The sequence below is a fragment of the Stenotrophomonas sp. Nf1 genome (genome assembly GCF_003028475.1).
In the GTDB taxonomy this organism is placed as follows: Bacteria; Pseudomonadota; Gammaproteobacteria; order Xanthomonadales; family Xanthomonadaceae; genus Stenotrophomonas.
In genome coordinates, this window is record NZ_PYTV01000006.1 from 229,592 (window position 1) to 254,449 (window position 24,858).

Annotated in this window: 19 protein-coding genes; 9 read left to right on the plus strand and 10 right to left on the minus strand. The window is 65.4% G+C overall.

Features of this window, described 5'->3' with window-relative positions; genetic code table 11:
* Positions 1–39 precede the first annotated feature (39 nt).
* The 6 genes from tssI (at position 40) to C9412_RS20925 (ending at position 9,394) form a co-directional block, all read left to right on the plus strand.
* Entirely contained in the window at positions 40–2,796 is a 2,757-nt protein-coding gene (gene tssI, locus C9412_RS13085) for a type VI secretion system Vgr family protein (protein ID WP_107232017.1), read from the plus strand.
* Positions 2,786–3,724 (plus strand): DUF4123 domain-containing protein, encoded by a 939-nt coding sequence (locus tag C9412_RS13090; protein ID WP_181358688.1) that lies wholly within the window; start codon positions 2,786–2,788, stop codon positions 3,722–3,724. The genes tssI and C9412_RS13090 overlap by 11 nt, the downstream gene beginning before the upstream one ends.
* Positions 3,711–6,632 (plus strand): T6SS effector BTH_I2691 family protein, encoded by a 2,922-nt coding sequence (locus tag C9412_RS13095; RefSeq protein ID WP_258190214.1) that lies wholly within the window; start codon positions 3,711–3,713, stop codon positions 6,630–6,632. The genes C9412_RS13090 and C9412_RS13095 overlap by 14 nt, the downstream gene beginning before the upstream one ends.
* Positions 6,629–7,381, plus strand: coding sequence for a putative type VI secretion system effector (locus C9412_RS20915; protein WP_146160142.1), 753 nt, complete (start codon positions 6,629–6,631; stop codon positions 7,379–7,381). The genes C9412_RS13095 and C9412_RS20915 overlap by 4 nt, the downstream gene beginning before the upstream one ends.
* A 383-nt stretch (positions 7,382–7,764) precedes the next feature.
* Entirely contained in the window at positions 7,765–8,478 is a 714-nt protein-coding gene (locus tag C9412_RS20920; protein WP_146160141.1) for a putative type VI secretion system effector, read from the plus strand.
* Between the two features lie 169 nt (positions 8,479–8,647).
* On the plus strand, positions 8,648–9,394 hold the full coding sequence (locus tag C9412_RS20925; protein WP_146160140.1) for a putative type VI secretion system effector: 747 nt from the start codon (positions 8,648–8,650) through the stop codon (positions 9,392–9,394).
* 45 nt (positions 9,395–9,439) lie between these two features.
* Here the strand turns inward: C9412_RS20925 and C9412_RS13115 are convergent, their stop codons facing one another.
* Together C9412_RS13115 and C9412_RS13120 are read right to left on the minus strand one after the other, a co-directional pair.
* The gene (locus C9412_RS13115; RefSeq protein ID WP_107232022.1) at positions 9,440–10,660 is read right to left on the minus strand and encodes a multifunctional CCA addition/repair protein; all 1,221 of its coding nucleotides are present in this window, start codon (positions 10,658–10,660) and stop codon (positions 9,440–9,442) included.
* A gap of 29 nt (positions 10,661–10,689) precedes the next feature.
* Positions 10,690–12,675, minus strand: a complete 1,986-nt coding sequence (locus C9412_RS13120) for a transglycosylase SLT domain-containing protein (RefSeq protein ID WP_107232023.1) — start codon at positions 12,673–12,675, stop codon at positions 10,690–10,692.
* Between the two features lie 150 nt (positions 12,676–12,825).
* Here C9412_RS13120 and C9412_RS13125 point away from each other — a divergent pair, with 150 nt between their 5' ends.
* Together C9412_RS13125 and C9412_RS13130 are read left to right on the plus strand one after the other, a co-directional pair.
* Entirely contained in the window at positions 12,826–13,233 is a 408-nt protein-coding gene (locus C9412_RS13125) for a biopolymer transporter ExbD (protein ID WP_107232024.1), read from the plus strand.
* A gap of 310 nt (positions 13,234–13,543) precedes the next feature.
* Complete coding sequence (locus C9412_RS13130) at positions 13,544–16,405, plus strand: TonB-dependent receptor (RefSeq protein WP_107232025.1); 2,862 nt, start codon at positions 13,544–13,546, stop codon at positions 16,403–16,405.
* 154 nt (positions 16,406–16,559) lie between these two features.
* Here C9412_RS13130 and C9412_RS13135 read toward each other — a convergent pair whose 3' ends face one another.
* The 5 genes from C9412_RS13135 to C9412_RS13155 form a co-directional block, all read right to left on the minus strand.
* On the minus strand, positions 16,560–17,240 hold the full coding sequence (locus C9412_RS13135; RefSeq protein ID WP_107232026.1) for a hypothetical protein: 681 nt from the start codon (positions 17,238–17,240) through the stop codon (positions 16,560–16,562).
* Positions 17,241–17,284: 44 nt separating this feature from the next.
* Positions 17,285–17,776 carry a hypothetical protein gene (locus tag C9412_RS13140; protein WP_107232027.1) on the minus strand — a complete coding sequence of 164 codons (492 nt, stop codon included), beginning with the start codon at positions 17,774–17,776 and terminating at the stop codon, positions 17,285–17,287.
* 172 nt (positions 17,777–17,948) lie between these two features.
* Positions 17,949–20,111, minus strand: coding sequence for a ferric-rhodotorulic acid/ferric-coprogen receptor FhuE (gene fhuE, locus C9412_RS13145; protein WP_107232028.1), 2,163 nt, complete (start codon positions 20,109–20,111; stop codon positions 17,949–17,951).
* A 176-nt stretch (positions 20,112–20,287) separates the two neighbouring features.
* A complete protein-coding gene (locus C9412_RS13150) occupies positions 20,288–20,839 on the minus strand; it encodes a M23 family metallopeptidase (RefSeq protein WP_107232029.1) in 552 nt (183 codons plus the stop codon).
* A gap of 118 nt (positions 20,840–20,957) precedes the next feature.
* Complete coding sequence (locus tag C9412_RS13155; protein WP_107232030.1) at positions 20,958–21,440, minus strand: Lrp/AsnC family transcriptional regulator; 483 nt, start codon at positions 21,438–21,440, stop codon at positions 20,958–20,960.
* 72 nt (positions 21,441–21,512) lie between these two features.
* Between C9412_RS13155 and C9412_RS13160 the strand changes: the two genes are divergently transcribed.
* The gene (locus tag C9412_RS13160) at positions 21,513–22,388 is read left to right on the plus strand and encodes an EamA family transporter (protein ID WP_107232031.1); all 876 of its coding nucleotides are present in this window, start codon (positions 21,513–21,515) and stop codon (positions 22,386–22,388) included.
* Between the two features lie 78 nt (positions 22,389–22,466).
* Here the strand turns inward: C9412_RS13160 and C9412_RS13165 are convergent, their stop codons facing one another.
* The 3 genes from C9412_RS13165 to C9412_RS13175 all read right to left on the minus strand — a co-directional run bounded on the left by C9412_RS13165 (position 22,467) and on the right by C9412_RS13175 (position 24,846).
* Entirely contained in the window at positions 22,467–23,204 is a 738-nt protein-coding gene (locus tag C9412_RS13165) for an endonuclease/exonuclease/phosphatase family protein (RefSeq protein WP_181358691.1), read from the minus strand.
* A gap of 53 nt (positions 23,205–23,257) precedes the next feature.
* Positions 23,258–24,091 carry a thiol:disulfide interchange protein DsbA/DsbL gene (locus tag C9412_RS13170; protein ID WP_107232032.1) on the minus strand — a complete coding sequence of 278 codons (834 nt, stop codon included), beginning with the start codon at positions 24,089–24,091 and terminating at the stop codon, positions 23,258–23,260.
* A 107-nt stretch (positions 24,092–24,198) separates the two neighbouring features.
* On the minus strand, positions 24,199–24,846 hold the full coding sequence (locus C9412_RS13175; protein WP_057497386.1) for a thiol:disulfide interchange protein DsbA/DsbL: 648 nt from the start codon (positions 24,844–24,846) through the stop codon (positions 24,199–24,201).
* Positions 24,847–24,858 lie beyond the last annotated feature (12 nt).

Below are 24,858 nucleotides of genomic sequence, written 5' to 3' on the forward strand. Positions count from 1 at the left end.
AACACGATCACAGCCCCTCGGCCCTGTGCGCGTTGCCCCATGGATGGCTCCGTACCTTCTTCGCAATGGATTGCCCTGCGCTCGGCGTTGGCGCCGCCTCGGAACGCGCGTCGCTTCCTGAGACTGCATACACCGTGTGGCCCCGACGTGCTGGTCGCCGAAACCCTCGATGGCGTCGAGCAGATCGACGGCCTCGGCTTCCAGTGGACGATCACCGCCCTGTCGTTGGACGCCGGGCTGCAGCTGGCACCGCTGATCGGGCAGGGCGCGCTGCTGCAGCTGCAACAGGCCGATGGCAGCGTGCGCCCGCTGCATGGCCGCATCACCGCCGCCGAGCGGCTGGGCAGCAATGGCGGCCTGGCCCGCTATCGGCTGCGGCTGCAACCGTGGCTGGCGTTCCTGTCGCAGCGGGTGGACAGCTACGTCTTCCACGACAAGACCGTGGTCGAGATCGTCGAAGACCTGTTCGCCGATTACAGCGGGCTGGCCCCGGCCTGGCGCTGGTCGCTGGGTGACGCCAGCCAGTACGCCCGGCGCAGCCTGACCACCCAGTACCAGGAGAGCGACCTGGCCTTCGTCCAGCGCCTGCTGGCCGAAGAGGGCATCTATTACTGGTTCGAGCATGCCGGCGAGCCCGGCGGCACGGACTTCGGCGCGCACACGCTGGTGCTGGCCGACCACAGCCACGACACCGCCGAGCTGGGCAGCGTGCGCTTCCATCGCCGCGACGAAAGCGAGCGCAGCGACAGCGTGCAGCAGTGGTCCACCGCGCACCGCTGGCGACCGGGCAAGGTCGAGCGCGCCACCTGGGACTACCGCACCCTGGAGCGCCGCCAGGCCAGCGCCGAGGCCGCGCAGAGCAACGACCTGGGCATCGTCGACCGCGACACCTGCGGGCCCTACGGCTGGCAGGACAACGCCCGCGGCCAGCGCCGCGCGCAGCAGCATCTGGACGCGCTGCGCGTGCGCGCGCATACCATCGACGGCGCCGGCCAATGGCGGGCACTGGCACCGGGCGCGCGCTTCGGCCTGTCGCAGCATCCGCAGGTGGGCGAGGACGCACAGTTCCTGTGCCTGTCGGTGCACCACCAGGCACGCAACAACCTCGATGCCGACGTGTTCGATGCACTGGAGCAGGCACTGGGCCCGTCCAGCGTGGTGGCACCGACCCTGCCGGGCGCACTGTCCGGTCTGGCCAATGGCCAGGCGTCGGGCGAAGTATCCACCGCGTTCTACGACAATCGCTTCGTCGCCATTCCGGCCGAGGTCAGTTACCGGCCGCAGACCCAGGACGGCCACGGTGCGCATCTGCATCCGCGCCCGACCATCACCGGCACGCTCAGCGCGATCGTGGTCAGCGACGGCGATCCGCTGCTGTCCGATCGCGATCACCGCATCAAGGTGCAGTTCCCGTGGCAGCGCGGCGGCAACGCCAGCAGTGGGCTGGCCCATCCCGGTGGCGACGACAACGCTCCGGCCAACGGCGGCGCCTGGACCTGGGTGCGGGTGATGACGCCCTGGGCCGGCGACAACTGGGGCGGCGTGGTGCTGCCGCGGCGCGGCCAGGAAGTGCTGGTGGCGTTCCTGGAAGGCGACATCGACCGCCCGGTGGTGGTCGGTGCGGTCTACAACGGGCGCGGCCAGCAGGACGCACAGCACAACCAGATCAATGGCGGCGGCGCCAGCGCCACCGGCAACGCCGCCGCCTGGTTCGAGGGCAATGACCACGCCGCGGTGTATACCGGCTTCAAGAGCCAGGCGTTGGCCGACAGCCAGGGCGGTACCGGCGGTTACCAGCAGCTGCGCTTCGACGACACGCCCGGGCAGGGCCGCGCGCAGCTGTCCACCACCCAGCACGAGACCACGCTGACCCTGGGCCACCTGAAGGGCGGCCAAGACAACGTGCGCGAGGGAGAGCGCGGCTTTGGCGTGGAGCTTGCCACCCAGGCCCAGGGCGCGCTGCGCGCCGGTCGCGGCCTGCTGCTGACCACCGAGCAGGGCACGCCGCAGATGGCCGCGCCGCAGGCATTGAGCCAGCTGCAGGAAAGCCAGCAGCTGCTGCAGCAGCTGGCCGAATCGGCGGTCAACCAGCAGGCGCAGTTGCCCGACGACCCGACCGAGCTGCCGGTGGACAGCACGCTGACCGAGTTGCAGGAGGCGCTGCGTGCCACCCACAGCGGCAGTGCCGCCGGCAGCATCGCCGGAGGCGACGGCGAAGCGCCCGGCTGGAGCGCGCCGGTGCTGCTGGGCAGTGGCGTGGCCGGCGTGCTGAGCCTGACCCCGGCCGACCAGGTGTGGGTAAGCGGCACCCACACCACGCTGGCCAGCGGCGTGGCGCTGAACTGGATTACGCAGGGCTCACTGACGATGGCGGTGGCCGGCGGGCTGGTGCTGTACACCGCCGGCGTGCAGCCCCGCGGTGAAAGCCCGAACCAGGAGCGCGGCATCGCGCTGCACGCGGCGCAGGGCAAGGTGAGTACGCGCGCGCACAAGCACCAGATGATCGTGGCGGCCAAGACCCAGGTGCGTATCGCCAGTACTGAGGCGGATGTGCAGCTGTCGGCACCGAGCAAGCATCTGCTGGCGACGGCGGCTGGCGCCTACATCCGCATTGAGGGCGACAACATCGAGCTGGGCGCGCCGGGGAAGGTGGAGTTCAAGGCCAGCCAGCGCGATTGGGTGGGGCCGGCGAGTGTGGCGGGGGCGGCGAAGGTGCGTGAAGGGCGCTTCAAGGGCTGTGAGCCGCACTTGAATGCCGCCGTGCGCCGGCAGGAGGCCTGCGCCGATGTCGGTTGAAGCATTGTGCGAACAGCTGGTCACCATCGACCGCAGCAGTGCGGGGCAATGCCACCTGCTGGTGCAGCCGGCGGAAGATCGATGCAAGAGCGATGAGGCCTTCGACGCGTTGCTGGAATCGGTCGGGATAACGCCGGTTCCCGTCGCCATTCGACAGATACCGAAGGCCCTCTGGCCGTCCCTGATCCCCCTCGACCTGGGCAAAGGTACGCATTCCCTGTTGTCTGGCCAGGCGGTGGAAATGGCGATGGCCCAGCGCTCGGCATCGTCGCTGCTGGCCGCGCGCCCACAACGTGCGTGTGCGTGGGTATGGACGTCGTTGCTGACACCACAGCTGGCCAGGCAGCTGGCCGAGCGTGCGGTCGCGCACTGCCCGCATGCGCAGGGCCGGAAGCGGTGGCTGCGCTTCTACGACCCGATGGTGACGGATCTGTTCCTGCAGTGCTCATCGCGTTCGCAGCGGGCGTATCGGTTTGAAGGTGTCACCACGTGGATGTTTCTGGATCGATGGGGAGAGTGGGCCATCAGCAACGCCGTCGCGCCTGCACTGCGCGGTGACCCTTCCGTGTCCTGGTCCGAGCTGGAATCCATCGGTGCCTTGAACCAGGCGTGGATCGGCGCGCTGCGAGCCGGAACGCTGCCGGATCGCGCCACGTTTGCGCAGCTGCAGCGCAGTGTCGGGGAGGGGCGTCGTTGCGGTGTGTCCAGCGGTACGGATCTGGATCTGTTCGCCACGCACGGGCTTTCCATCGGACCTCATTTCCACAGGCATCCCACGGTCCAGGCGCTGCTGGCGCAAGTCGCGCAGGGTGAGCGGTATGGCGAGCTGATTCGACGGATTGGCGACGCGGAGTGGAAGGACATCCGCATCGCGGCGTCCACACACGCAAGTGCGATCAAGGGAGACGGGGCACATGACGCGCGATAGCAGAGACGGGTACGACTCCAACGGTCCCTTTACGGGTGACAGCAACGTGGGGATCCGCAGCACAGGAAGTCCAGACATCGTCGATCTTCCGGCGGTTGCCGCCACGCTGCCGAACGAGACAGAGAAATCAGCCTGCGACGTCTGTCGCTCCACTGGACTGGCCATCCTGCCGGTGCGCTACACGGTGGTGCCTGCCAGCTGCAACGCCGGCCTTGGTGGTCTGTCGCCCGCACACGCCAGCGATGTTGATGTCAGTGCGGCGGAATACACCTACGCGCTTAGAACGTTGCGCCAGGGTCTGCTGTACCTGTACTACGAGCAGGGTCCCTACGGTCCGAAGTACTGGGAGTGCTACGCCATCGCCGAAAACGGCACCCTGTGGCGGCAACCCACCGCCTACAGTGCGCGCGCGATCGCAGGCGGTGGCCTGCCCAGCTGTGGCCGCAGTGGCCACGATCCGATGCGCACGGAGTTCATCACCATCCAGCGCCCGCATCTGTGCGGAACGGTCTGGCTCGCCTACTCCCAACATCCCTGGACGCCAGCGACGCTGGATCGCTATGGAGCTGATCCGGCCCTGCGCGCCGAGCGGATGCAGCCAATCGAGCCAGCTAGGTGGATCACGTCGGCGAGGGCAGAAGGTGATCAAGCGCCATTGAAGGATGCCGCCGGGCTGGCCTCGATCATGGAATATCGATGGCTGGACAACCCCTCAGGCGATCCGCCAGACCTTCCGTACAGCAGTGCGCTTCCGGGTGCCACTAATCCGGACGGAGCGCTTCGCAAGGCGCGGCTGCACGCGCATGGCACGCGCTACCCCTGGTCACGGCGGGACTATCCTCGCAGCGAAGGTATCGACCCACGCCAACAGCGCTTTGAACGCCTGCAGCAACACAGCAGCAACGGGCGCATCGGCGGTGATCGCCAGGAGTACCCGCCCATGCTGCTGGGCCTGTGGGATGCAGTTGGCGTTGTGCACGAGCTCAGCGGCTATTGCAATGACCTGGTTGCCTGCATCAACCAGTTCAAGAGCGAGCGCGAGCTGGAAGTCAGCGCTGTTGACCAGATCGAACAGATCTCGCGCCTGCTGGAGCTCAATGGTGCGGTAATGGCAGGGAACTACGCGGCACAGACGGTGCGCGAAGTGGAGCGTCAGCGCCGCCTCGGCAATCCGTCGCTTCCCTCATGGGATCCCAAGGTAAAGCTTTCCGAGGAGGAGAAGCGGGAACTCGCGCGGGAGTATGAGCGCCAGTTCCTGCCGCTCTATCTGAAGGACGCCCAGGACGCGTGGAAGAACAAGTACTGGCCACTGATTGACGAGCCCCGTTTCACCGCGTTCAAGAGGAACGTGGACGAGATGACGCAACAGGTACTCGACCGGCTGGGACCGAAGATGTCGGTGCTGGTTGCATGGCTCCGCCACGATCTGCTGCTGGCGACGCTGGAGGACTTTGATGGTCAGTCTGCGGCGCAGGGAGTGTGGTTCGAGGAGATCATCGCCGACGCCATCGCGGTGCTTGGCATGCACGAGATAGGCCGAACGCTGTTGACTGAACTGGCTGGCGATCTGGCTGTGACCGGAAGATCGTCTTTGCTGTGGCGAGTCATTGCACAGAATCAGGACGCTGCCCGGCTGGAGCTGCAGCAGACGCTCAAGGCGGCCGAGGCTGGGGCCAACACCATGCTGTCCGCTGCAGATGCGAGCTGGGCGGCCTTTGTGTCCGGGACGGCGCATCTGAAGACCTTCATCTCCAACTATCGCAAGATTGAGGCTGCGCAGAATGAGGCAGTGCCATCCACCGCCAGTGCCCGCATCCTCCGCGCCAGTGGTGTTGATCGCTTCGTCACCACCGCCGGCGCATTCCTGCTGAATCGATTCCCGATGAAGGGCATCCAGGACACCGCCGGCAATGCCATGGTCCGCTTTGTGCTTCTGACACGGGCGTTGATGGAGCGCGATGAGGCCATCAGCCTGGTGGCCGAAGAACTGAGCAGCGGCCAGCAGGGCAAGCGCTACTTCCTGGAGCGCATCCAGTTCTACCGAACCAAGGGCAGCGCGCTACCGATGCAGTTCGCGCTTCGGGACCTGGAGCTGCATCACGGCGCGCTGGCGATGCGCAAGCGTTGGCAGGCTGCGGCAGAGAGCAGTCGCAACGTGGTACGCCTGAACTCGCTGACCGGCGTGCTGGAAATGGCGAACTTCATCCATCTGGCCACGAAGGTGGATAAGCAGACGCGAGACTACGCGACGCTATTGGCCTCTGGAATGTCGCTTGTGGCTGTGTATACCGGTGTACACGAGGCAGTGGCGAAGGAGTTTTTTGGTGCGGGTAGCGCCAGTGCCATACGGATGAAGGTTGCCGGGAGCGTGATGGCAGGGGCGGGTAGTTTTATTGGGGCCTGCTACAGCTTCTCAGATGCGAACCTCGCGCTTGAACGAACAGACTATGCGGCCTATGTCCTTCTTAACATCCGGGGGGCGACGGTAGGGGCGGTGGGTGGTGCTCAGTTTCTGACCGCGCTTGCCTACACGGCTCCGGTGATTGAGCAATGGTTTGGACGCAACTCACTTAGCTTGGGGCTTAGGGGTTTAAGGGCTGGGCTGGAGGCGGCAGCTGCTGTGGAAGGTGCTGAAGTAGTTGCTTCGCAAGCGATGAAACGTGTCGGCGTATGGGTGCTGAGGCTGAGCGGGTGGCAGGTCAGCTTGGCAATTCTGGCTGCTGAGCTGCTTATCTGGACTCTTAGCCCCAATGAATTGGAGAAGTGGTGCATGAGCAGTGTGTTTGGGAAGAGCTCTCGCGACGTCCTGCAGAGAGGGCTTCATGGTGGGAAGCACTTTGCAACGACCCAGGAACAGCAAGTCACCTTTGACAAAGCCATCGGTTCAGTGTCTGTGAGACCGCGATGATCACTGAGCGGAATATGAGCGCAAGTGGGTGCGCGCCATTTAAAACCGAAACTGGGGTTATCTCCAATTTGCACGTTCAGCGCATACTGGAGAATGTGTTCTGGCGCGATGGGGATCGTGAGGGCATGGCCGCCACGGGCGCCGTTGCTGCTGTACTCGGTCTCAGCGGTTCTGCGGCCGGCATGGCCATGATGTCCGCTGAGGAGATGCGGGAGCCAGTCTTCCGAGTTGAGTTCGAGCTGGGCGATTTGCCTGTGAAAGGTCTGCTTTGGAACTGGCCTTTCAAAGAGGGCGATGTAGTGCGGGTCGTGGGGGCTCGCGACCCGGAAGGGGTATTTATTGCTGTCTCAGTCCTGGATGAGTGTAGGAGGTTGATTGTCTCCTATCCGCATATCTGTGCCGGCAGTCGGGCTCACTGGATTTCTGTATCGAGGTACACGCTACTGATTTCATTGCCAATATGTACGTTGTCCACCGTTGGAATTGGCCTGAATTCTCTCGGCATCCTCGAGGACGGATGGATGTTGTTGAAATTGCTACTTTGCATATTTGGTGGGCTTTTGCTCGTCTCTGCCACTGTCGGGATTCGGGTCGGCTATCGATTTCACCGGTTCGCGAGGCTCGCTGACGCCATTTTTGGTTCGCTTGGCTGGGATGACGGCAAGGGCGTGAATCTGAGGCGAATTACAAGAATGAAGAAAAGCCCGAATGATCCTGCTGCGCTTGGTGATACCTACTTCAGGTACTGAACGAAGATTAGTTTTGGTCGGGAGAGGTGCACTTACTTTAGGCCTGAGAGGGCTGCATGCTGGACTTGAAGTTACCGCAGGAAGGGAGGGCGGACATGTAGCCGCATCGCAAGCCATGAAACGTGTCTGCATGTTGATCTTGCGATTGAGTGGATGGGAGGTGGCTCTGGGTCTTCTGATCGTCGAATTTTTGATATGGGCTGTTAGTTCGAATGATCTGGAGAAGTGGTGTATGGCCAACGTCTTCGGCAAGAAGACCAGTGACAGGTCGAGAGGGCGTCGCTCGCCTGACGATGTCTATGCGACTGCACAGGAGCAGCAGCTGGCCTTTGACAGAGCTATTGGTTCGGTTTCGATTCGGTCTCAATAGGTGGGGTGCTCAAGTGAGTGTTGACGAGGACGGGTTGCTTGAAACAGAGATCGGAACTATTTCCGGCCAGAGGGTTCAGTACGTCATGGAGAATGTTTTCTGGCGAGAGGGAGAACGCGTGGGAATGGCTGCGACCGGTGCTTTGTCCGCTGCGCTGGGTCATAGTGGCGTCGCTGCCGGAATGGCGGTGATGTCTTCAGAGGAAATGGAAGAGCCGGTTGCGAGGGTTGAGTTTTTACTCGGTGAGGTGCCTGTTGAAGGGCTGCTTTGGAACTGGCCTTTCAGTGAGGGAGATTTCGTCAGGGTCGTCGGAAAGCGAGATGGTGAAGGGAGATTCTTCGCTCTATCAGTGCTTGACGAGAGTAAGAGATTAATCGTCTCCTATCCGCATGTAAGTGCGGGAAGTTGGGCGCACTGGATTTCTGTAGTGAAGTATTCTCTTATGTTCGCCGTTCCATGCTGGGCAGTTTTCTTGGGTATTTTGTATGTGGTCACATCATTGTCGGTTGAGATTCTAGTGTGCGCATATTTTGCGGGGATGGCTTTTTCTCTTGTGGTTGGTTGCCGGATTGGGCGCAGATTCACTCGCTATGCGAAGATGGCAGATTCTATATTCTCTGCGCTTAATTGGAATCGAGGGGCGGCAATTGACTTGCGGAAGATAACAAGGGCGGTGCGTCAAAAAGGTGATCATGTCGCATTGGGCGACACCTATTTCAGGTACTGAGCGATGTGAGTTTGTTGGGAAATTAAAGTCAGTTTTCCTTGGTCAGGGAATTTCGGATGGCCGCGTTGCACTTGGTGGCGCATGCTTCTATTAACGTTGCGAGGTTATGCGTGCTGAAGGCGGCTGATATCTGTCGCCTTTGGGAGGCCTGTGCCTTACGGAGATTGTAGTGAGTGCCCAAAGTCGATTGCGGACACCTGGCAAAGTGCTGTTCGAAACAGATGCCGGTGTCATTTCCAACCTACGGGTCAGACACGTGGTGCAGAACGTCTTCTGGCGCGACGGGGATCGCGAGAAGATGGCGGCCACGGGCGCCGTTGCCGCCGCGCTGGGCCTCAGCGGGCCCGCCGCTGGCATGGCGATGATGTCCAATGAGGAAACGAAAGAGCCCGCCACCAGAGTTGAATTCCGGTTTGGCGAAATGCTGGTGAAGGGGCTGTTCTGGAATTGGCCCTTCAAAGAGGGTGACTCCGTGCGGGTGGTCGGGCGTCGCGACAAGGCGGGGAACTTCATCGCCCTGTCTGTGCTTGATGAGCAGAAGAGACTCATCGTCTCTTATCCGTATGTCAGTTCAGGTAGCTGGGCCCACTGGATCGCGGTGACCAGGTACTCGCTGGCTCTATCTGTACCCTTGTACATGATCTACATCGTGATTTTTCTGATCAACGCTCTCACGGGAGACGGACTGGCACCCCTGGAGATGATCGCGGATGCGTACTTGATATGCGTTCTGGTTTGCTTCTACCTTGGATACAGAATTGGCCGCCATTTCACGCGGTTCGCAAAGATGGCTGATGCGATATTCGAAACGCTGGGTTGGCCCAATGCAAAACGCATCAATCTAAGGCGTATCACCAAGCAGAAGCGTCAGCCGGGCGACCACCCCGCCTTGGGCGACACCTACTTCAGGTACTGAACAACAGCTGCTGACACCGCACTGCCGTAAGCAAACCGTACATCCCTACCGCGCGGCCGCAATCGCCTTCACCCGCGCCTTGGCCAGCGCTTCACCAATTGCCGGGCCTTTCAGGTGCGTCGTATCCAGGTCCCGCGCCTGTACCGACAGTGCCGCCTGGTGCAGGCGCTTGAGCGTCTCGCCCTGCGGATAGTCGGCATCCTCGAAGCCGAGCCGGCCGCGCTTGTCGGCCTCGCAGCACAGGGCGATGCGGGCTACGCGCTCGGGGCGGCGCAGCGCATCACAACGGCCCAGCAGTTCCAGCACCGTGGCGTCGCGCAGTTCGTCGATGCGATGCACGTTCAGGTGCTCGCGGCAGACCGCTTCGGCCAGCTGCTGGTGTTCGGTGGGCACCTTCAGTCGTGCACACAGGGCCTTCAGCGGCTCGATGCCGCGTTGCTCGTGCATGACGTGGCGCGGCCATTCGTTCGGTGGCGTCAGGCCCTTGCCGAGATCGTGAGTGAGGGCGGCAAAGCCGACCAGGTCATCGCCCGGCGCCAGTTTCGCGGCCATGTCGCTGACCATTTCCTGGTGGATGCCGGTATCGACTTCCGGGTGGAACTCGGGACGCTGCGGTACGCCGTACAGGGCTTCCAGTTCGGGCAGGATCGGGCCCAGCGCATGCGCGTCGTGCAGCGTGCGCAGAAACGCCGAAGGCTGTGCGCTGACCAGGGCCTTGCGCAGTTCCTGCCACACTCGCTCTGGCACCAGTGCATCCAGCTCGCCACTGGCGGCGACCTCGCGCATCAGCGCCAGGGTCTCCGGCGCGACGGTGAACCCCAGCGGCGCGAAGCGCGCCATGAAGCGCGCCGCACGCAGCACACGCAGCGGGTCTTCGACGAAGGCGGGGCCGACATGACGCAGCACGCGCTGCTCAAGATCGCGCGCGCCGCCATAAGGATCGACCAGCGTGCCGGTGTCCTCGTCGCAGGCAATCGCATTGATGGTGAAGTCGCGGCGCAGCAGGTCCTCTTCCAGCGTCACTGCCGGATCGGCATCGACCACGAAGCCGCGATAGCCGCGGCCGGACTTGCGCTCGGTGCGCGCCAGTGCGTATTCCTCGCCGCTCTTCGGGTGCAGGAACACCGGGAAATCGCGGCCCACGGCGGTGTAACCCAGCGCCTCCATCTGCGCGGGCGTGGCGCCGACCACCACCCAGTCGCGGTCGCCGGCAGGATGCTGCAGCAGGCGGTCGCGCACGGCGCCGCCGACAAGATAGATCTTCATGGCGGGATCATCGCACGACCGCGGTGTGATCAATCCCCGCCCTGGTCGGCGTTGGCGGCGCAGCTGAAGTTCTTGCGCTTGTCGACCAGGCGACCCATCAGGCGGTCGCTCAGCGGCAGGGCATCGCCGTTGAGGCGCCAGTCGTAGATCACGCTGAAGGCCAGCACGCGGGCCACGTACTCGCGCGTTTCCTTGTAGCTGATGGTCTCGATCCACAGGTCCGGGTCGTAGCCCGGGCGCTGGCTCTGCCACCGCGCGGTCGGGGTCGGGCCGGCGTTGTAGGCGGCGATGGTCACGTACGGCAGGCCGTCGTACTTGTTCATCAGCTGGCGCAGGTAGGCCGTGCCGATGGCGATGTTGGTGTCCGGGTCGTACAGGCTGTCGGCACCGCCGTAGCCGGTCAGGCCGATCGACTTGGCCACGCCGGCGCCGGTGGTCGGTAGTACCTGCATCAGGCCCATCGCATTGGCAGGCGAGCGCGCGCGCGGGGTGAAGGTGCTCTCGGCGCGGATCTCGGCGGCCACCCAGGCCGGGTCCAGTGCATTGCGTGCGGCTTCACGGCGGATGGTGGCGTCGTGGTGCAGCGGGAAGCGCAGGTCGTACAGGCGCTGTTCCTGCGGCTGCTTGCCGAGCGCGAACACGGCGCGGTCGAACCAGCCGTTGTCCTGTGCTACGCGCACGGCAAGACGGCGCTGGGTGTCATCGAAGCGCGACAACGCGCTGTTCCATTCGGCCACGGCCCAGCCGGTGCGGTCGATCTGGTACAGCGCCATCGCCCGCTGGATGGCCGGGTCGCGTGCGATCGTGGCCTGCGCCTGGGCGCTGTCGTTGGGCTTCCACGGACACAGGGTGTAGCCCTGCTGCAGTTTGTCGGCGGCCAGGAAGCCGTGGAAGGTGGGCGCGCGGGCGGCGTCGCGGAACAGCGGCTGCGCCTGCGATGCCTGGCCGGTCTTTTCCAGCATGCGGCCTTCGAAATAGGCCCAGCGCGAATCGCTGCGCTGCTTGCTGCCCATCTTGCGGATCGCGGTCAGCGCTGCCGGCCAATCGCCGCGCGACATTGCCTCGCGCACGCGCCATTCGTGCAGCCGCTCGTCGTAGGCCGACTCCGGTACTGCGTTGAGGCGGCGTGCCGAATCGGGCAGGTAGGAGGCCACGGTCCACAGCGCGATCTGGTACAGCACCTGGCCCTGCTGCGCGGCGCTCAGGCCCAGCGCCTGCGCGTACTGCGGCAGCTGCTGTTCGGTGGCGCCCGGGTCGGCCTTGGCCAGCTTTTCCAGGCCATCGGTGGCGATGCGCCGGCTGCGCTCGGTGCGCGGCCAGTTCAGCGCGCTGGCATTGGGGGTGTCGACGAAGGCGGCGTAGCTGTTGGCCTGGGTCAGCTCGGCGGCAGGCAGGCCGCGCGCGGCGCTGCGCATCACTGCCGGTTGCTGTGCGTCGGCGGCGGCATCGATGCGTTCCCAGCGCAGGGCGTCACTCAGCCCCCCCTGCGCCTGCAGCACGGCGAACACCGCGTCGCAGCCGTCCGGCAGCGACTTGCCATTCTTGCGCCACAGATCCTGTGCTTCGCTGATCCACTGCGGATCGACCTTGCCGGTCACCTGGCGGGCCGTGAGCTGCGCGCAGCGCAGGCCCACGTTGTCGGTGGGCGCCCAGTTGGCCAGCAGCGTGGGCCAGTCCTGGCGGCGCGCGAGCGAGGGCAGCCACACGCTGCGGAAGGTCGTGGCCACGGCCTGGCCGTCGTAGCGCTTGAGGAAGGCCTGCGCCTGTGCGCGATCGACGGTGTCGATGTTGCGGCGCAGGTTGGCGTACTCCAGCCAGCCATAGGCGGGATGGCGGCTGAGCGCGGCGGCCTGGCCGGGATCGAACTGGCCACGTTCGGCAGCGGCGATGGCCGCCTTCAGTTGAGCGTTCTGGGCGTCGAGGGACTGGGCATTGGCGCAGCCGATCAGCAGCGTGGTGGCCAAGGGCAGCAGGGACAGGGCGGTCGAAGTGCGTCGGGTCATGGCGACCAGCATAGCGGGCGTTGGCTGAATTCAGTTTCGCATCGCGTGCACGTGCAGCGCCGGCAACGACAGCTGAATGACGCTGCAGCGTTGCTGCCGCGGGCACGGTCGCCCGTCGTAACGTCGGGCTTGGGCGAACCGCCCGGCTGCAGGGAGCGGCACATGGCGTTCAGTAGCGCAGGAAGGAGCGGCCCACTGGCGGAGATCAATGTCACGCCTCTGGTGGATGTGATGCTGGTGCTGTTGATCATCTTCATCGTGACCGCGCCGATCGTGGCCCGGCCGATTGCCGTGCAGTTGCCACAGGCCACCGATCGCGTGGTCGATCGCCCCGAACCGCCGCCGCCGATCGAGCTGCGCCTGGATGCATCCAACCAGCTCAGCTGGAATGGCCAACCGATGGCCTTCAACGAGCTGCAGGCGCGCCTGCAGGCACAAGTGAGCGAACACGCAGGCAACCTGCCGGAGCTGCGCATCGCCACCGATCCAGCCGCGGAGTACGAAGGCATGGCGCGGATCCTGGCCGCAGCCCAGGCAAGTGACATGCAGCGCATCGCGTTCGTCCAGTAGGGCTGACTGGGGGCGGCCTGCGTTCAGTGGGCCGCCGTTGCGGTATGGGCGCCACTACCTCTCTTTGAAAGCGGCGGAACTCGGCGCGTGTTGTCGCAGCCGGCATCAAGCTCGCTTCCAGTGAACAGTACCGTCCGGTCTTGATGGCTGGGTTTCTGACGCAATCAGCAGAAAATTGCGTCAAATCCACGTGAAAGGGTGTTCGTCATCACGCCGTGATTTTTACCGCTTGTTTACAAAGGAGACGCTGCCGCCATGCAGGGGGGAGCGCGGCAGCCCATGTCCCGACATTCCTTTGGAGAGAGAGCGAATGAATCACCTGCACCACCGCCCGTTGGCGGTTGCCGTTGCGCTGTGCGTGATGGCCCTGGCACCGTTGGGTGCCGCTGCGCAATCCACCACCAATCTGGACGCGGTGGAAGTCACCGGCACCCGCATCAAGCGTGCTGAAGTGGAAGGCCAGGTGCCGATCCAGACCCTGACCCGCGGCGACATCGAGCGCACCGGCCTGAGTTCGATTGGCGAAGTGCTGCAGCAGCTCACCGGTTCCGGCTCGGCGCTCAACGCCAAGTTCAATTCGTCCGGCAACTTCGGTTTCCCGCCTGATGGCAGCGGCGTGGGTGCCGGTTCGGCCCAGGTCGACCTGCGTCATCTCGGTGCCAAGCGCGTGCTGGTGCTGGTCGATGGCATCCGCTGGGTCAACGAGTCCTCGGCGTCGGGCGTGGGCGCGGCTACCGATCTGAACACCATTCCGCTGGCGATCGTTGAACGCATCGAAGTGCTGGAGGACGGCGCATCGTCGCTGTACGGCTCCGATGCCATCGCCGGCGTGGTCAACATCATCACCCGCCGCGAGTTCGATGGCGGCCAGGTCACGTTGAACTACGGCGAGTACAGCAAGGGCGATGGCACGCAGAAGGGCGTGGACCTGGCCTGGGGCACCAGCGGTGACCGCTACAGCCTGTTCCTAGGTGCCAGCTGGACCAAGCAGGACCCGGTGTTCGCCCGCGACCGCGAGCAGTCGCGTTTCCCGATTCCGGGCACCGGCCTGGCCTTCGGCAGCGGCGGCATTCCGCAGGGGCGCTTCGCCTTCGTCGACCCCAACACCGGTGCCGAGCAGGACATCGTGCCCAACACCGGCGTGAGCAACCCGCGCTATGACGGCAGCGCCGGCTGCAACCGCAGTGATGACTACCACTGCTTCACCAGCGCCGACCGCTTCAACTTCGCCGAATACAACATGGTGCTGACACCGTCGGAACGCAAAGGCCTGTTCGGCCAGTTCCGCTTCGACATCACCGACAACGTGCAGTGGTACATCAAGGCGTTGGGCAACCGCCGCGAGTCGACCAACCAGGCCGGCCCGGAACCGCTGTTCTTCGGTCCCGACGGCGCTACCGGCAATCCGCTGGCCGACAACATCGTGGTCTCGCGCCTGAACCCGTACAACCCGTTCGGCTTCGACCTGGTGTCTTCGGGCAACATGAGCCTGATCGGCCGGCGTCCGGTGGAAGGCGGCGCGCGCGTGTTCAAGCAGGAGGTGAACACCACCTACGTGGCCACCGGCCTGGTCGGTGACTTCCATGCTGCCGACCGCAACTGGTACTGGGACGTCAACGGCATGTACAGCAAGAACAAGGCCGAACAGACCAACTACGGCAGCTACAACATCTACAACGTCAACATGGCCCTGGGTGACCCGGCGGTGTGTACGGCCACTCCGGGCTGCGTGCCGCTGAACATCTTCGGCGGCGCCGGTTCGATCACCCCGGACATGCTGAAGTGGATCCAGCCGGTGGTGCGCGACCGCAGCCAGAACGAACTGAGCCTGTTCACCGCCAACCTGTCCAGCGAACTGTTCACCCTGCCGGCCGGCGCGGTGTCGTTCGCCAGCGGCTACGAGTACCGCAAGTACAAGGGCTGGTACCAGCCGGATCCGCTGACCGTGATCGGCCACTACAACGGCGTGCCGTCGCAGCCGACTTCCGGTTCGTATGACGTCAACGAGGCCTACCTGGAGCTGAGCGTGCCGATCTTCGCCGACTCCGCGCTGGGCAAGAAGCTGGACCTGAGCCTGGCCGGCCGCTATTCGGACTACTCCACCTTCGGCGGCGAGTTCACCCCCAAGTACGGCCTGCGCTGGCAGGTGACCGATGACTTCGTGCTGCGCACCACCTACGCCGAGGGCTTCCGCGCACCGTCGATCGGTGAGCTGTACGGCTCGGCCGCGCGTGCCGATCTGCAACTGTTCGATCCGTGCTCGGTGGGCCTGGGTGGCACGCCGCCGCGCGGCAGCGCGGCCAACTGCGCTGCGCTGGGTGTGCCGGCCGGCTTCCAGCAGGCCAACTCGCAGATTTCGGTGACCACCGGCGGCAACCGCGACCTGGAGCCGGAACGTTCGCGCAGCTTCAGCGCCGGCTTCGTGTGGAGCCCGTGGTTCGGCAACAACACCTCGTGGTCGGAGCGCTTCGACGTGGAAGTGACCTTCTACCGCCATGCCATCGATGGTGCGATCCAGGCGATCAACGCGCAGACCCAGCTGGATCTGTGCGTGGATACGCTCGACCCGGTCTACTGCGATGGCATCACCCGCGCCAGCACCGGTGCAGTCAGCAGCTTCAACAACCGCCTGACCAACCTCGGTTCGATCAAGACCGATGGCTGGGACGTGGACCTGTTCTGGACACTGCCGCAGAGCTCGATCGGCCAGTTCAAGCTGGGCTGGAAGAACACCTTCGTCGGCCGTTACGAGGCCACCGGCGCGGCCGGGCAGAGGCAGCCGCAGAAGCCGGGCGTGGAAGTGGCCGACAGCTCGATTCCGGAATGGACCAGCAATGCCAGCATCGCCTGGACCTTGGACCGCTGGAGCGCCAACTGGACGGTGCGGCATATCTCCGAGCTGACCGAGAACTGCGGTGACGCGGTGGCCTTCCCGGTGTGCAGCAACCAGGCGGCCGGTACCAATACGCTCTCGGCCACCACCTTCCACGACCTGCAGGTGGGCTACAAGATCGACTGGATGAAGGGGCTGCAGCTGAGTGCCGGCCTGAACAACGTGTTCGACAAGGATCCGCCGATCTGCCTGTCGTGCTCGTTGAACGGCTACGACGCTTCGACCTACGACATCCCGCGTGGGCGCTACTGGTACCTGCGCGCGGATCTGCGCTTCTGATGGTGGGATGCCGCGCCGGGATTCTCCCGGCGCGGCACTTGCGCTTGTAGAGTCGAGCTTGCTCGACTGTTCTGCGCGACCGGGTTGAGCAAGCCAGTCGAGCAAGCTCGACTCTACCGACGGCGCGGCGCCGTCGGGATCATGGTTGTGCGGTTCAGTTCCTGCCGCTTGTTGCCGGGAAACCCACCACCAGCGATGTTCCTCCCTGATCCGGTGCATAGTGCACCGAGGCGGCGACGCTCTTGTCGCAGCCCTTGAACGTCCAGCGCTCCTGGATACGGCGTTGCGCGCCGCTGCCGGCATCGCTGACCACCTCGGTCTGGATGCTCTGCAGGGCTGTGCAGTCGAGCAGCGTGGCCGCACCGGTAGAGGCCTGTTTGAAGATGTCTGCGCGCAGCGCGGGGCTGGTCAACGTCGGCCCCTGCATCTCCAGCGGTACATTGAAACGGATGCCGTTGAGGGCCTGCTGGCAGGAGGTCCGAGGGTTGGACGCCAGCCCCGCCTCCAGCTGCGTGGCGGTCTGCTCGCGTACGCGGCTGCGCTGTGTGGCGATGTCCGCCCCCAGCTGCGGGTAGAGCTTCAACGCTGCGTCGCTGCCCCGTTGCGCAGCGTCAGCGTTGTCGCGGCGCCACTGCGTGGAGGCGGTCTGCATCTGCTTGCCCAGCTCGGGCGAGCGCTGCAGGCACTGCCCGGTCACGTAGTCGATCTGCTCGGACTGGAAGAACGTCTTCAGGTCCTGCAACTGCAGCGCGGAGGGTGCATCCACGGCATGGGCGGAGAATCCGTTCATGCCCACCACGGCCATCGCCACTGACACATACATGCGCAGTTTCATCGTGTAAATCTCCGGTTGGAGTCGGTGTCGGCCTGGCCTGGGGGTCAGTCCAGGCGCTGGTCGATGGCGCTGCCGAGCTGGCGGATGTAACTGCCCAGTTTGTCCTTCTCGAGGGCCTGGCTGGTCGAGGCCGAGATGGCGATGGTGCTGCCGCCGGTGTCGGTGGCATACACAACGACAAACAGTTCCGCGCCCCAGCTGAAGGCGCTGGTGGGTGTCTTTGCCTGCAGATAGGCGGTGGGCTTCAGGCCGGCCTGATCAGACTTGCTCCACGCAAGCTGGTCGTCGGTTTCGCCACTGAAGTGGTTGTTGCTCTGGAAGCCGTGGTCGTCTTTCGGTCTTTCCGTTCCGCTGTAAAGCAGCTTCCACTTCTGTTCGGCAATGGCGGCTTTGGCGGCGGCCGCGGCGCTGTCCGGGCCGGACTGGAATTCCAGTCGCGATGCCTCGCCCGCTTCAGCCGATGACACGGTCCTGGGCTTCAGGGTTTCACAGCCACTCACTGTCAGTACGGCAACGATCAGAATCCACTTCTTCATCGCTCACTCCCTGCCTGGTCGGGTTGACTTCCCTGGGGCCGGCGCGATCCTGCGGCCGGCTGGCGGCAAGCTTAGAGGCTTCGTTGTTGCCGCGATAGTGCCCCTCCGCACAGGCCGGGAAGGGGCAGGGGAAGGACCGGACACTGCCGGTCCTTCCCACCTTGTCGGGGCGTCAGAACGACCAGGTGAAGGTCAGCGAGCCGTTGCGGCCATCACCGAACGCGCCGTAGCCGTTGATCTGCGACAGGTACTGCTTGTCCAGCAGGTTGTTGAGGTTGGCCTGCACGCTGAACTCCGGCGAGATGCGGTAGCGCACGAAGGCGCTGACCAGCGCATAGCCGCTCTGCTCGATGCGGCCGTAGGCCGGCACCGGATAGTAGATGCGGTTCTGCCAGTTGGCACCGCCACCGACGGTCAGTGCCTGCAGCGACTGCGGGGTGTAGCTGGTGAACAGCTTCAGCGCGGTCTGCGGCAGGTTGGTATTGATGTCGGCACCGTTGATGTCCTTGGCCACGTAGCGCGACGCACCGAAGGTGGCATTCCAGCCCGGGGCCAATTCACCGTTCAGCTCGAACTCGAAGCCACGGCTGACCGTGCCACGCGCGGCGCGGTAGGCGGTTTCGCCGCCGGTGCCGCCGATGACCGGCTCACCGGTGGACTGGCCGACGTTGTCCTGTTCGATGCGGAACACTGCCAGCGAGGCGTTCAGGCGGTTGTCGAACCAGGCCCCCTTGACGCCCACTTCGTAGCTCTTGCCATCGACCGGATCCAGGTAGCTGCCGTTGCGGTCCTTCAGCGTCTGCGGCTGGAAGATTTCGGTGTAGCTGGCGTAGGTCGACCAGGTGTCGTTGATGTCGAACACCAGGCCGGCATACGGCGTGGTGACCTTGTGCGCGCGGTCGGCGCCTTCGCCTTCGCTCTTCCAGTCGGTGTAGCGGGCACCGATGATCAGCTTCAGCGGATCGGCCAGCGACAGGCGTGCGGCGGCGTAACCGGCCTTCTGGGTGATGGTGCCTTCGCTGGCCAGTGCCAGCGGGTTCCAGTTCGGCTCGCTGATGTTGCCGGTCCAGTTCAGGTAGCTGGCAAACGGGTTCCAGGTCTGGCCGGCGCCGCCGATCTGGTAGTCACCGTAGTTGGCGTAGTCGCGCTTGTTGTAGCTCAGGCCCGCCATGAACTGATGTTCGCGGCCGAACAGCTGGAACGGACCGTCGACATAGCCGTCCACGCCGGTGACCTTGCGCTCGGTGTTGTAGAAGCCCGCCGAGGGCGAGATGCCCGCGCCGGTGGTCTTGTCGAAGTACGACGCGCCACTGGTCCAGTCGTTGTAGGCGGGGTAGAACAGCTTGTCGTCGGCCTTGGTCTCATCGTGGGTGGCGCCGACCTTGAACTTCCAGCCATTGCTGAAGGCATGCTGCAGGGTGGCGAAGGCGCGCTTGCTGGTGGTATCCCAGTAGGTCCAGTTCGGGCTGGCGTTGAACGATTCGTCGTAGCCGGTGCGCGAGCCGTCGGAGTACAGCATCGGGAATCCACCCCAGGTGGCGCCGTTGGCGCGCTTCTGCTGGTAGTCGTAGCCCACGCTCAGCTGCGTGTCCGGGGTCAGGTCGGCGTCGATCACTGCATAGCCCAGCGTCTTGTGCTGGTTGTAGCGGTCCATCTGCGCGTCGGTGTCCAGGTAGCTGCCGATCACGCGGCCGCGCACGGTGCCGCTGGCATTGAGCGCGCTGCCCACATCCACGGTGGTGCGGGTGCGGCCCCAGCTGCCGACGTTGACCGACACGCTGCCGGCCAGCTCGGCGCTGTCGGCGTGCTTGCGGATCAGGTTCACCGATGCGGACGGATTGCCGGCGCCACTGAGCAGGCCGGTGGCGCCGCGCACCACTTCCACGCGGTCATACAGCGCCAGGTCCAGGCCGGAGTCACCGTAGCTCCAGTTCTGCACCATCTGCGTGGGCAGGCCATCGAACTGGTAGGCGTCGATGTAGAAGCCACGCGCGTAGAACTCGGTGCGCTCGCTGTCGGACTGGGTGCTGGTGATGCCGGTGGTATTGCCCAGTACGTCGATGATGTCGTCCAGGTTCTGATCTTCGATGCGCTGGTGGCTGATGATGCTGACCGACTGCGGAATCTCGCGCGGCGCCAGGTCGAAGCGGGTACCGGCCGAGGTGCGTCGCACCGAGTAGCCTTCGGCACGCTCGCCCTTCACCACCACCTTGTCGAGGGTGGTCGGGTCGGCGGCGGTTTCGGCGAAAGCGGCCGGGGCCAGGGCACAGAGTGCAACGAGCACGGCAACGGACAGCCGTTGCGGCTGCGGGGTACGGAAGGTGGGAGCGGTCATGGAGTTCCTGGACGAGCACGCGCGTTCGGCCGACATCCAGGAGGCGAGGCGCTACGGGTGGGGGAAGGGCGGGCAGGCCGTCCTGGCACCACCGGAAACGAAAGAAATGTTAATACGAACTATTCCTATTTACAAATCATGAACGAACGGGGCAATTGTTCATGCGGGCAGTTGGGTCAGCGCAGCAGCGGCAGCGGGTCGCGTGCGCCGTCGGCGCCGTAGATGCCCCAGTGCAGGTGGGGCGGCGTGCCCCTGGCGTTGCCGCTGTCGCCAACCTGGCCGAGCAGGTCACCGGCCTGCACCACCTGGCCGCGCGCCAGGCCCCCGGCCCAGTTCTCCAGATGCGCGTAGTAGTAGCGTTCGCGGGCCGGACCGATGACCCACACCTGGCGGCCGCCCAGCCCTCCATCGCGCACATCAGCGATGACGCCGGCCGTGGCACTGCGCACCGGTGTACCGCGCCTGGCGAAGATGTCGATGCCGGCGTGCGAGCGATCACGACCGCGTGATGCGCCGAAGGTGTCGGCGATCTGGCTTGGGCGTACGCCGTCCACCGGGACCGGCAGGTGCGTGGCGGCCGGCATCTGCGAAAGCGACCAGAGCATGCGCGGTGCGGCCGCCCACGGGCTGTTCCACAACGCGACGGCCGCAACGATGGCACTGGCCAGGAAAAGGCCGCGCAGCAGCCAGCGGCGGAGGCGATGGGCGGGGGAGGGCGGTGTATTCATGGTTTCCGACTGTAGCGTCGAGCCATGCTCGACTGCGGTTGCCTTGCGGTCAAAGGGCAGTCGTCAAGGGGCAGTCGTCAAGGGGCAGTCGTCAAGGGGCAGTCGAGCAAGCTCGACTCTACTGCACCGGTAGCAGCGGCACCTCGAAACTGCGCTTCAGCGTGCCCAGCGCCACCGACGTACGGAAGCGCTCGATGTTGTCATCGGCGCCGAACAGGCGTTCGGTGATCGCCTCGTACTCTTCCATCGACGCGGCCGAAAGCAGCAGCAGGAAGTCACCATCACCGGTGATCGAGTAGCACTGCTGCACGGCCGGGTCGTCCTGCACGCGGCGCTTGAACGGCGCCACGCGTTCACGCTGCTCACTGACCACGCGCACCTCGACGATGATGGTCAACGGTCGCCCGACCTTGGCCGCGGCGACCACCGCCACATTGGCCGCGATCACGCCGCTGTCCTGCAGGCGCTTGATGCGGCGTTGCACGGCCGGGGTGGACAGGTGCACGGCCTCGGCGATTTGGCGCTGCGGCAGGGTGTTGTCCCGCTGCAGCAGGTCGAGGATGGCGCGGTCGAAACTGTCGAGCACGGGGGCGGTGGCCATGGTGAGCAGAAGTTGCACGAACAGGCTGTCAATTGAGCCAAGTGCTCGGCCCTGGCGCAATAGACTTTGCGCATGCAGACCTCACGACTTGCGCCGATGTTGCCGGCGCTGGCGGTGCTCGGCTCGGTCACCTCGCTGGCCATCGGCACCTCTTATGCAAAACAGCTGTTTCCGCTGATCGGCGCGCAGGGCACCAGCGCGCTGCGCGTGGGCTTTTCGGCGCTGCTGCTGCTGCTGTTCTGGCGGCCCTGGCGCTGGAAGACCAGCCGCCCGGACGCCATCACCATCCTGCGCTACGGCCTGACCCTGGGCCTGATGAACCTGCTGTTCTACATGGCGCTGCGCACGATTCCCTTCGGCATCGCGGTGGCCATCGAGTTCACCGGGCCGCTGACGGTGGCGATGCTGTCGTCGCGGCGGCCGATCGATTTCCTCTGGGTGGGCTGCGCGGCGGTGGGGCTGCTGTTGCTGCTGCCGATCGGCGGCGGCCCGGCACTGGACCCGGCCGGCGTGCTGTACGCGATGGGCGCGGCGGCCTGCTGGGGGTTGTACATTGTGTTCGGCAAGCGCGCCGGACACCTGCACGCCGGGCATTCGGTGTCGCTGGGCCTGCTGGCGGCCTCGCTGGTGGTGGTACCGGTGGGCGTGGTGCATGCCGGTGCCGCGCTGCTCGATCCGAAGATCCTGGCGGCCGGCCTGCTGGTGGCGCTGGTCTCCAGCGCGATCCCGATGTCGCTGGAGATGATGGCGCTCAAGCGGCTGCCGAAGGAGACCTTCGGCATCCTGATCAGCATGGAACCGGCGGTGGCCGCGCTGTGGGCGATGCTGTTGCTGCACGAGCACCTGCATGGGCTGCAGTGGCTGGCGATCGGCTGCACGGTGCTGGCCTCGGTGGGCAGCACGATGACCGCGCGGCGGCTGAAGGTGCCGGTGGTTCAGGCCGGGTAGCGCCGGAGAGCGTGCGGACCAACGGTCCGCACCTACCAGAGCGGCGTGCCAACCAAGGTTGGCACCTACCAGAAGCGGTCAGCGCAGGGCGTTGGCCGGGACGTCGATCGCCATGGCCAGGGCGAGGTGATCGGAGAACGCGGCCGGTACGGCTTCCACGCTGCGGGTCTGCAGGCCGCTGCTGACCAGGATGTGGTCGATGGCGCGGTCCGGCCGCCAGCTGGGGAAGGTCGGCACGATGCAGCCTGGCGGCTGCAGCCGGGTCTTCTGGTACAGCACCTGCATTTCCGGCCGCTCGGCCAGGCAGTTGAAATCGCCCATCAGCACCGCGTTCGGGTGATCGGACAGCAGTTCGGCGATGAAGCCCAGCTGCGACATCCGCGAGCCCGCACCCAGTGACAGATGCGCCACCGCAACGGCCAGGCCGTCGGCGCCGTCGCCGAACCTGGCCAGCAGCACGCCGCGCCCGCCGATGCGACCGGGCAGGGCGTGGTCCTGCACTTCCACCGGTTCGAGCTTGCTCAGCAAGCCGTTGGCGCTGGAGGCAACCCCGCCCATGCGCCGGTTCGGCTGGTGGCTCCAGTAGTTGAAGCCGGCGCGCTGGGCCAGGTAGTGGGTCTGGTTGGTGAAACCCGAGCGCAGGCTGCCCGGGTCGGCCTCCTGCAGGCCGACGATGTCATGTTCGCGCGCCAGGCTGGCGATGGCGTCCAGGCTGCTGCGCTTGCGCCCCGCCGGCAGCGCATGTGACCAGCTGCGGGTCACATAGTCGCTGTAGCGGCGGGTACTTGAGCCGGCCTGGATGTTGGCCGTCAGCAAGCGCAGGGTCCGTGTACGGGGGGAATTCACGGCCGGGAACAACGTCCTTTGAATCAGTGAGCCTGGGCCGCACCGCGCTCGCGGGCGATCAGGTGGTCGGCAATGCGCAGCATGTCCGGGAAGCTCTTGCCCTTCACCAGGTACTTGCCGTTGACGATGATCGACGGGGTGCCGCTGATCTGGCTGCGCTGGGCGAACTGCTTGGCCGAGTTGGTCTTGGCATTCACCGCGAAGCTGCCCATGGTGGCGGCGAACTGCTTCGGATCCACGCCGTAGGCGCCGTAGAACTTGGCGATGTCGTCAACCGAATCGGTGCCGCGCTCGCCCTTCAGGGTCTTCTGCGAGTGGATGGCGGCGTACAGCGCTTCGTGGGTCTTCTCCTGCACGCCCAGGGTCTGCGCGGCGTAGAAGGCACGGGCGTAGTTGTCCCAGGTGCCGCCGAACATGGCCGGCACGTAGACGAAGTTCACGTCGCTCGGCAGGCCGGCCTTCCACGGGCCGACCAGCGGCTGGAACGCGGCACAGGCCGGGCAGACATAGCCGAAGATCTCGACGACTTCGACCTTGCCGGCGGCCGGCTGGAACGGCTGGCCGTTCGGGATCAGCTGGTAGTCGGCGCCTTCCACCGGGGCCGGGCCGGTCAGTGCGGTGGTGGTCGGCGCCGGCGCGGCGGCCGGAGCGGCTTCGGCAGCGGCCTTGTCGCCTTCGGCAGCGGCCGGTGCAGCGCCTTCGGCGCCCGCGGCAGGCGCCGCCGGTTCAGTGGTGGCCGGCGCAGCGGCCGGTTCGGCCGGGGCCGCGGTGGTGTTGGCGGTGCCGTCGTCGGCCTTGCAGGCCGCCAGGATCGGCAGCAGCGCTGCGAGGGCGAGGGCGGCGAAACGGGTCTTCATGGAAACGTCTCCAGCATCTGGAAAGGTGGGGCCGGCACCGCAGCACCGGCCAAGGGGAAATGATGACACGCGGCGGCGACAGCGCCGTGTCGAGGGTAGGGGTTGGTTCAGCGGCCGCGGGCGGCGCGGGCCTGGGCGATCAGCGCCGACGCGATGCGCAGCTGGTCGTCGAAGTTGCTGCCACGCACCAGGTACTGGCCATTGATGATGATGGCCGGGGTGCCCGGCACCTTGGTGCGCTGGGCGAACGCGCGGGCGGCATCGACCTTCTTCTGCACGGCCTCGCCACGCAGCGCCTGCAGGTAGCGGTCCGGGGTCACACCGTAGGCCTTGTAGAAGGTGGCGAGCTCATCGGCTGAAACGTTCTGCATCGGCAGCGAACCGTCCTGGTGCAGGGCCTTGAACACGGCGGCATGGCTGCGCTTGGCCACGCCTACTTCGTCAGCGGCGTAATAGGCCAGGGCCCAGGCATCCCAGGGCCCACCAAAGGCAGCCGGGACCGGGGTGAAGCGCACGTCGGCGGGCAGTTTGGCCGCCCAGGCCGCCAGCTGCGGTTCGAAGTGGGCGCAGTGCGGGCAGGTGTAGCCGAACACCTCGACCACCTCGATCTTGCCGGCCAGCGGCTGGAACGGGCCGGGCTGGGCGATGCGTTCGTAGTCTTTGCCTTCCACCAGCGGCGCGCTGGCGGGGGCGGCGGTCGCGGCCAGCGGCAGCAGGACCAGCAGGGACAACAGCAGGCGGGAAATCAACCTCATCGACACGCATCT